The sequence below is a fragment of the Arthrobacter sp. 10T413_2 genome (assembly GCF_056394205.1).
In genome coordinates this window covers 1-5,998 of sequence record NZ_JBFTHK010000219.1, presented here as the reverse complement: position 1 = coordinate 5,998, position 5,998 = coordinate 1, and the positions used below count along the sequence as shown (strand labels likewise).

Genomic DNA, 5,998 nt, shown 5'->3' with positions numbered 1-5,998 from the left:
CTGTGGAGCTAAGGAGATTCGAACTCCTGACCTCTTCGATGCGAACGAAGCGCTCTACCAACTGAGCTATAGCCCCGAAGCAACGCCGGTCCTGTCGGAACGGCGTTGCCGGTGTCCCTAGGCTACAAACTATCTGCGTGGTTTGCCAGCCAGCCACGGAATGTCTCGGTGCCGTGTCGCGCTTCCGGCACCAGATTGAGCCCTGCGCGCAGGTAGCGGCCCATCGCCCCAGGCAGCGGCAGGCGCACCAGATGGCCCTTCGCGCCGGTGGCCCGTTGCCATTCCCGGGCGAAGTCGGCCATGTCCTTGGCTTCCGGGCCGCCGATGGTCAGCACGCGGTGCCGCGGGCGCGCCAGTCCAGGCGTAGGTGCCGTCGCCGGCTCCGGCGCCGAGCCGTGCCCCGAATCCGGTCCCGGTTCCAGGGCGGCCTCCAGGAGCACCGCAGCAACGTCGGACGGTGAGACGGGCTGGAACCGGGCGCCCCTCACCACGGGGATGACCCTGACCTTTKATCCGGCGCCGAACATCATCGCCAGCAACGAATGAAACTGAGTGGCCCGCACTACCGCCGTTTCGAGCCCGGACAGCTCGTAGACATGCTCCTTCGCCGCCTTCGAGCGGTAGAAGGCATAGCTGCTGCGATCACAATTCACGATGGAGAGMATCACGGCTCTGGTCGTGCCCGCCTCCTGGGCGGCGACCAGAAGCCGCGCGCCGCCGTCGGCGAAGTTCTTGCGCGCTTTCCCGGAGCGTCCCTCTAGGCAGTCGATCACGACGTCGGAACCGGCCAGGGCGGCGGCGAGCCCTTCCCCCGTCGTCACGTCCGCGCGGAAGTACTCGGCTCCCCCGACGCTGCCGGCCGCGATGGTGCCGGCCGTGATGGTGTCGGCGGCGATGCCATCGGCGGTGGTACTGCCGGCGGTGCCGKCCGCCGGCGGGTGGCGGCTCAGCACGGCCACGGAATGCCCGGCGTCGAGAGCCTGACGCACCACCTCACGGCCCACTTGGCMGGTTCCACCGGCGACGCAGATCCTTGTCATGACCAGAGGCTACCGCAGCGGCCCGTGCAGCGCTCCCTGCCGGGACGCTGCGGGGAAAGAAAAACCYCGGGCAGCCATCACTGGCTGCCCGGGGTGGAGACTCCGGAAGAACGGAACGGGTCAGGCGCGTCGCCGCTGAAGAACGTCATCGAGGTTGCTCAACGCGCTCTGGGCCTTGCTGAGCTGCTTCGTCGCAGGATCGTCGGCGATCCGGGGATCGGAGACGGCCGGCCGGGCCGAGGCCTGCTTGAGCGACGGCTTGCCGACCGCTTTCGGCGCCTGGGGCAGGTCCAGCGGCTTGGGGGCCGCGCGTTCGGCCTTCGGCGCTTCGACATAGGTGGGTTTGGGAACGTCCACGGGCTCCCAGCTGGCGCCTTCCGCAGGTGCCGTCGATGCGGCYGCCGCAGCTGCCGCGGTGTCGCCCGAGGCTGCCGCTTCGGCCAGGGCTGCCTGGCGGAGATCCAATGCGGTGAGCGGCTTGGGCGAAGGTTGCGGTGTGGATCGGTCCGATTCGGCGTCGAAGAGCGGACTCTCGGGGCGCACGCCGGGGCGCTCCGCAGGAAGGGACGGGGTCTCTTCGGGCACCGACGGCCGCACAGGCCTGTGCGCCGGGCTGCCCATGGCTGCACGGAATGCGGCGTTCATTTTCCGCCGGCGGTCGCGGATAGCGAGACGGCGGAGCATTGCCACGGACGCGACGGCGCCCGCCAGGGCTGCCACCGGCAGCCAGCCGGATCCGACGCCGAACAGTCGAAGGAGCGCGGACACCACGCCGGTGAGCAGGGAGAGCATCCCGGCCAGCGCAAGCACAAGCCGGCCCCAGCGAATCCTGAACGCCGGGGAGGCGGCCGCGGGCAGCGGGCTTGCACCGCGTGTTTCCCGTGGCGTATCCCCGGGCCCTACGGTGTCGCCAGCAGGTTCTGCGCGCCGGGTGATGTTCATGGGCTTCTCCTGCTGCGCCGCCATTTTCATAACCTTCCCCGCTTGTGGGTCTGCTGGTTCTATGTCGATGACGTCCGCCAGGAATTCGCCTGCAGGCTGCAGCTGGTGGCGCCCGTTCCGCAGAACGTAGGGCGCCACCCACACGATCCAGAGCGCAACAGCAATGACAAGGATCACAGAGCTGCTAAGAGGGAAGTCCACACTCAAAACCGTATGAGGTATATGGGGTGCTAGGCCGCATTGTCAGGGGTGTGTCGCGGGCGCGCCGGCAATTGGTCCGGGCCGGGGCGTAGTGGCTGGTCAGGCGGCTATCACGGGCTCACGCCGGCCGGCTCCGCAACCACCGGGCGAGAAGGCCTTCCGGCACTTCCTCAGCCGTGAGCGCGAAGGTGCGGTGGTCGGCCCATTCACCGTTGATGTGCAGGTATCGGGGCCTGAATCCTTCGTCTCGGAACCCAAGTTTTTCCACCACTCGCAGGCTCGGCCCGTTTTCTGGCCTGATGTTGATTTCCATCCTGTGCAGGCCAAGGGTTCCGAAGCAGTAATCMGTCGCCATGGCCACGGCGGTGGGGGCAATCCCCCGGCCGGCCCGGTCCTGATCGACCCAATAGCCCAACGTCGCCATCATGGCCGATCCCMACACGATCGAGGACACCGTCAGCTGCCCCACGATCACAGGCTTCTCGTGACCGGGCCTCCATTCAGCGATCACGAACGGCAAGGCCGTGGCCTGTGCAGCCTGGGCCTTCAGCGACCGCACCATCTKCCGGTAATCCGGCAGACCGCCGCCGGGGACCGGGTTTGATGCCTCCCAGGGGGCCAGCCACTCGCAGTTGCGGGACCGAAGCGCTGTCCACTCTTTCCGGTCCCGATACCGGATAGGGCGCAACACGATGTCGCCACTCTCCAGAGTCACCGGCCAGGTGAAGCTGCCCCCCACGGGAATTACTTGGCGAGGCTGGGGGTAAGGCTGGACGCGAAGCCGGGCAACCATTCGCGCAGGCCCGGGCCGAGGTCCTCGCTGTCGCAGGCGAGCTGGACACAGGCCTTGAGGTAGCTGAGCTTGTCGCCGGTGTCGTAGCGGCGGCCGCGGAAGACGACGCCGTACACGCCGTAGCCCTCGCCGGTGCCGCTGGAGAGTTCCTGCAGCGCATCCGTCAGCTGAATTTCGCCGCCGCGGCCCGGCGCGGTGCGCTCAAGCACTTCAAAGACGGCCGGGTGCAGAACGTAGCGGCCAATGACCGCKAGGTTTGACGGGGCGTCCTCGACGTCGGGCTTCTCCACGAGCTGCTTGACGCGGACGTACTCCTCACCGGCGATCGCCTCGACGTCGGCGCAGCCATAGGCGCTGATCTGGGACGGGTCCACCTCGATCAGCGCGACCACCGAACCGCCGGTCTTGGCCTGGACCTCGATCATGGTGCTGAGGAGCTCATCACGGGCGTCAATAAGGTCATCGCCCAGGAGCACGGCGAACGGTTCCTGGCCGACGTGCTGCTTGGCCCGGAGGACCGCGTGGCCGAGACCCATGGGGTCGCCCTGGCGGACGTAGTGGATGTCGCCGAGGTTGCTGGCGGCCTGGATGGACTCGAGCTTGGCCGTGTCGCCCTTGGCTTGGAGGGTGGCTTCGAGCGTGGGAACGCGGTCGAAGTGGTCCTCCAACGCCCGCTTGTTGCGGCCCGTGATCATCAGAATGTCGTTCAGACCGACATTCACGGCCTCCTCGACCACGTACTGGATGGCCGGCTTGTCAACGACAGGCAGCATTTCCTTGGGCATGGCCTTCGTGGCCGGAAGAAACCTGGTACCAAGGCCCGCGGCGGGGATGACGGCCTTGCGGACGGAAGCATTGGGTGTATTCACTCGACTAATCTAACGGAGGGACCAATMATTGCGTAATTATTCCGMCTGCCCCGCGGGCCCCCTGACGTTGCGGAGCAGGCTGCACGATGCAGAGGACGGACCAGTCATGGCGTMAAAAGACGAAATACGCTCCAGCCACAGGGCAAGGCGTGCGGCGCTCCCGTTGGACGCGCTCGATGCCGCAGCGGCAGGCATCGCCCGCCACGGGCTCGACTGGGCATCCGATCTGACCGGCGGCCKCCGGGGTACCTTCGCCGCGTATCTCGGCGTGGGCGCCGAACCGCCCACGCTGCCGCTGTTGTCCGCCTTGGTCGATGCCGGGCACCGGGTGCTCCTCCCCGTCTGCGAACCCGAGCTCGAACTCAGCTGGGTGTACTGGACTCCGGAATCCGGGTTTGTCCGCAGCCGGTTCGCCCCCATCCAGGAGCCTGTTGGCGAGCGCCACAGCACCGCGGTGACGCTGGACGCCACCGCAATCTTCCTGCCGGCCACTGCAGTGGATTTCTCGGGCAACCGCATCGGACAAGGCGGCGGCTACTACGACAAGTTCCTTGCCACCCTGGCCGCCCTGTCCTCCGCGTCCGGCTCGTCCGCGTCCGGCGGGGCGTCCGACGCCGTACCGCTGCCGACCGTCGCCGTCGTCTACGACACGGAGGTACTGCCCGCGGGCAGTATTCCCGCCGAGTCCTTCGACCGGAAGGTCGACGCGGCGCTGACACCGGTCGGCATCATCCGGCTCCGCTGATCGGGGGTCCTGCGGGGGTGATAGAATTAGCACTCAGGCACTGCGACTGCTAAGACGGAACCCGCCGACAGGTATATCGACAGATATATCGACCGGTCCCGACTCGACAGTACGGGACCTGCTCGTTTGTCCCAGAGGAGGATTTCCAGTGCCCACGTATGCATATGCCTGCAAGGACTGCAGCCACGCCTTCGAGATCGTGCAGTCGTTCAGCGACAACTCCCTGACGTCCTGCCCCGAGTGCCAAGGCACGCTGCGCAAGAAGTTCAACAGCGTCGGCGTTGTGTTCAAGGGCTCCGGCTTCTACCGGACCGATTCGCGCGACGCCAAGGGCAGCACGGTTGCCCCGGCCCCTGCTGCAGCGCCCGCAKCGGCGCCTGCCCCGGCCRCCGCCAGCTAGGTCCCGGGGCTGCCGTCAGCGCAGCCCTGGTGCACCGTTTCCGGATGGCACCGGCACCCGTCCGTGTAGCCTCACGCCGCCGTCCTGGAGCGTTGTTCGCGAAAGACACCGTTGCCGAGGCAGCACCGCGGGGCAGTCCCCCGTGCCGTGCAATCGCGCACTAATGCCGGCACGCCCCGGCCTACACAGTTCTTCCTGCCTCCCGTTATCCACATAAGCAGTTCCACGGCTCCCGCGAGCATGCCAGAGTCCGTAGCGTGGCGGCCATGGCACCTTCACTCAACCCGGCTTCCTGGCCGTCTTTCAGGGCCCCTTCGTTGCCGCCCCGGCCCGGGMCCGGCGTGATGCCCGCCAGTTGGGCACGCGCCGGGATCCGCTCCGGCGGCCAGCTTCCTYCTGCCGGCAGCTCCACCCGGAATCACCCCCGGCCCGGGAAGTCGCCCCGGCAGCGGTTGCCGCGCGGCAGGCCGCCGCGGCGCACCCTGAGCAACTGGTTGAACCGGTACCGCCGGCTACTTGCGGCGCTCATGTTGTGCATCGCCGCTGGCCTGACTGTTCAGCAATTAACTCCTGCGCCCGCCGACACCGTCACTGCGTTCGCAGCCGCAGCGGATCTTCCCGCCGGAAAGACCCTGGAACCCGGCGATGTCCGCATGATCAGCATCCCGCCYGGGCTAGTGCCGGCCGGCAGCCCGAGCGGCGAAAACGCGTTCGAGGGCAAACAGTTGGCCGCACCGCTGCGCCAGGGCCAGCTCCTCACCGACTCCCAGATCCTTGGCCCGGGCCTGCTGGCCGGAAGCCCACCCGGTTCCGCGGCCGTACCGCTCAGGATGGCGGATCCTGCGTCGATCCGGCTGCTCTCCCCCGGACAACTCGTCAACGTGGTGCTCACCGTCGGCAGCGGCTTCGAACAAGCCGCTGAAGGCCAAATCCTGGCCCAAGCCGTCCCTGTACTTTGGACCTCCGTGCAGGGCGGCAAGACGGGCCAGTGGTTACCCACTTACCCAC

Annotated in this window: 7 protein-coding genes and 1 tRNA gene; 3 read left to right on the top strand and 5 right to left on the bottom strand. The window is 67.6% G+C overall.

Going from position 1 to position 5,998, the window contains the following annotated elements:
* Positions 1–3: 3 nt before the first annotated feature.
* From AC1DBQ_RS20875 to galU, 5 genes are all read right to left on the bottom strand, one after another.
* Positions 4–76, bottom strand: a tRNA-Ala gene (locus tag AC1DBQ_RS20875).
* Positions 77–122: 46 nt separating this feature from the next.
* Positions 123–1,040 carry an SDR family oxidoreductase gene (locus AC1DBQ_RS20870; RefSeq protein ID WP_476930330.1) on the bottom strand — a complete coding sequence of 306 codons (918 nt, stop codon included), beginning with the start codon at positions 1,038–1,040 and terminating at the stop codon, positions 123–125.
* 120 nt (positions 1,041–1,160) lie between these two features.
* The gene (locus AC1DBQ_RS20865; RefSeq protein ID WP_476930329.1) at positions 1,161–2,159 is read right to left on the bottom strand and encodes a hypothetical protein; all 999 of its coding nucleotides are present in this window, start codon (positions 2,157–2,159) and stop codon (positions 1,161–1,163) included.
* 142 nt (positions 2,160–2,301) lie between these two features.
* Positions 2,302–2,922, bottom strand: a complete 621-nt coding sequence (locus tag AC1DBQ_RS20860; RefSeq protein WP_476930328.1) for a GNAT family N-acetyltransferase — start codon at positions 2,920–2,922, stop codon at positions 2,302–2,304.
* A 5-nt stretch (positions 2,923–2,927) separates the two neighbouring features.
* Positions 2,928–3,845, bottom strand: a complete 918-nt coding sequence (gene galU, locus AC1DBQ_RS20855) for a UTP--glucose-1-phosphate uridylyltransferase GalU (RefSeq protein ID WP_476930327.1) — start codon at positions 3,843–3,845, stop codon at positions 2,928–2,930.
* A 106-nt stretch (positions 3,846–3,951) separates the two neighbouring features.
* Between galU and AC1DBQ_RS20850 the strand changes: the two genes are divergently transcribed.
* The 3 genes from AC1DBQ_RS20850 to AC1DBQ_RS20840 all read left to right on the top strand — a co-directional run.
* Positions 3,952–4,590, top strand: coding sequence for a 5-formyltetrahydrofolate cyclo-ligase (locus tag AC1DBQ_RS20850; protein ID WP_476930326.1), 639 nt, complete (start codon positions 3,952–3,954; stop codon positions 4,588–4,590).
* A gap of 148 nt (positions 4,591–4,738) precedes the next feature.
* Complete coding sequence (locus AC1DBQ_RS20845; protein ID WP_476930325.1) at positions 4,739–4,990, top strand: FmdB family zinc ribbon protein; 252 nt, start codon at positions 4,739–4,741, stop codon at positions 4,988–4,990.
* 494 nt (positions 4,991–5,484) lie between these two features.
* A partial coding sequence (locus AC1DBQ_RS20840) for an SAF domain-containing protein (protein ID WP_476930324.1) occupies positions 5,485–5,998 on the top strand: 514 nt, incomplete at its 3' end.